The organism is Winogradskyella sp. A2 (assembly GCF_046762865.1).
Classification (GTDB): Bacteria; Bacteroidota; Bacteroidia; order Flavobacteriales; family Flavobacteriaceae; genus Winogradskyella.
Window position 1 is genome coordinate 1 of record NZ_JBKQXM010000028.1, and the last position, 614, is coordinate 614.

The window sequence follows — 614 nt, forward strand, 5'->3', positions numbered from 1 at the left end:
ACTGGTGCTCCTGCCACATCAAGAGATGCACACAAGTCGCCTCCTCCTTGTACCAATAATCCATTGACATCAAAGCCTGTGGTTACTCCTAACTGCACAACGCTCAAGTCTAAGCCTGTTGGATACACTAAGGTATGGATCGTATAATTGCCGGCTTCGGTTACCGCGAAGTCTGGTCCTTCTGTGCTTACCTGTTGGATCACCAAGCCCTCGCCTTGGGTTAGTACAAATAAAGTACTGTAACCTGATGGTACATTTGCATCTCCATTTGGTGTCGCTGAGATCATTGCTGAGCCTCCTGACAAGGTAACATTGCTATCCGTTGCTGTTAACGTGCCTGCATCTGGATTCGTAATATGAACCGGTGCTCCTGCTACGTCCAAAGATGCACATAAGTCGCCTCCTCCTTGTACCAATAAACCATTAACATCAAAGCCTGTCGTAACTCCTAATTGTACGATGCTCAGATCTAATCCGTTTGGATACACCAAGGTATGTATCGTGTAATCTCCTCCACCTGCAACCGTAAATTCCGGTGCCTCTGTGCTCACTTGCTGGATCACAAGGCCTTCACCTTGGGTCAATACATACAATACCGAATAATCAGCCGGTAC

1 protein-coding gene is annotated in these 614 nt (G+C 47.1%); it reads right to left on the reverse strand.

Annotation, left to right across the window (positions count from 1 at the left end; all coding sequences use genetic code 11):
* A partial coding sequence (locus ACFWV9_RS16165) for a hypothetical protein (protein ID WP_411896264.1) occupies positions 1-614 on the reverse strand: 614 nt, incomplete at both ends.